Origin of the sequence: Paraburkholderia sp. CNPSo 3274, assembly GCF_024206475.1 — a bacterium.
Classification (GTDB): Bacteria; Pseudomonadota; Gammaproteobacteria; order Burkholderiales; family Burkholderiaceae; genus Paraburkholderia.
Genome location: NZ_JAMBPR010000232.1, coordinates 1 through 893 on the forward strand (window position 1 = coordinate 1; position 893 = coordinate 893).

Consider the following 893-nt stretch of genomic DNA (forward strand, 5'->3'; position numbering starts at 1 on the left):
AACACCTCTTTACGCTTCTTCCCGATTGGCTGTGGCGCGATAACACCGCGACGCAGCAACCCGTCATGCCTGATGACCATAGCGAGCTGGTCCCACCCCTTCCCATCCCGAACAGGACCGTGAAACAGCTCCACGCCGATGATAGTGCGGATTGCCCGTGTGAAAGTAGGTAATCGTCAGGCTCCTTATGCTGTAACGTCCAGAACCCCGGTGTCTCCGAAAGAGAGCCGGGGTTCTGGCGTTTGGGCGTCGCAGATCTTGATTTCACGCGCGACCGAAGATGGCCGAAATCACATCACTCTGAATTGACCGCCACCGGACCATGTCAATAAGAATCCAACAGCGCGATAACCAGTCCAATGCCGGCGAAGGAACCGCGCGAACACGGGCGATCAGGGAGTCCAACGATAAACAACGATGCCGGAGCCATTGTAGTTATCCTTAGTAACCATGTACTCCCCGTTCGATCGAAGTTACGATCTAAGCCCGTACATCGAATCCACGTCATTGCCGACGTACACGGTATCGGGACTGCTGTTGATCAACGTGGTGTCCAGGCTGCCTGTGGTGAGATTGAAGGCGTCGATGTTGGGCACGGTGTGGACATATCCGACAAAGAGATAGTTGCCGGCTGCCGTGATCGACGTAAGCGCCTCAGTTGGGCCGTTCGTCCATTCGCGTGCGCGTAAAGCATGATGGTGAACTGGAGCTGCCGGTCAGGTAGAGGGATCTGGCGGACTGCCTGGTGTGTGCAGTTTGTCGGCCACACGCCAAGGCAGGAGCTCGTCGATGCGATTGATTTTGTGACCGGCGATATGGGTTAGCACGTAGTCGAGGTAGGCACGCGGATCGATGTCATTCAGTCTGCAAGTGCCAATCAATGCGTACATCGC

The 893-nt window shown here is 55.9% G+C and carries 1 protein-coding gene, 1 rRNA gene and 1 pseudogene; 1 reads left to right on the forward strand and 2 read right to left on the reverse strand.

Annotation, left to right across the window (positions count from 1 at the left end; translation table 11 throughout):
* Positions 1 to 68 precede the first annotated feature (68 nt).
* A 5S ribosomal RNA gene (gene rrf, locus M3I54_RS44390) occupies positions 69 to 182 on the forward strand.
* A 210-nt stretch (positions 183 to 392) separates the two neighbouring features.
* Here rrf and M3I54_RS44395 read toward each other — a convergent pair.
* Positions 393 to 644, reverse strand: a pseudogene (locus tag M3I54_RS44395) (SMP-30/gluconolaconase/LRE-like region family protein); the annotation flags it as partial.
* Between the two features lie 72 nt (positions 645 to 716).
* The coding region (locus tag M3I54_RS44400) for a transposase domain-containing protein (RefSeq protein ID WP_254345774.1) at positions 717 to 893 on the reverse strand (177 nt) is incomplete at its 5' end.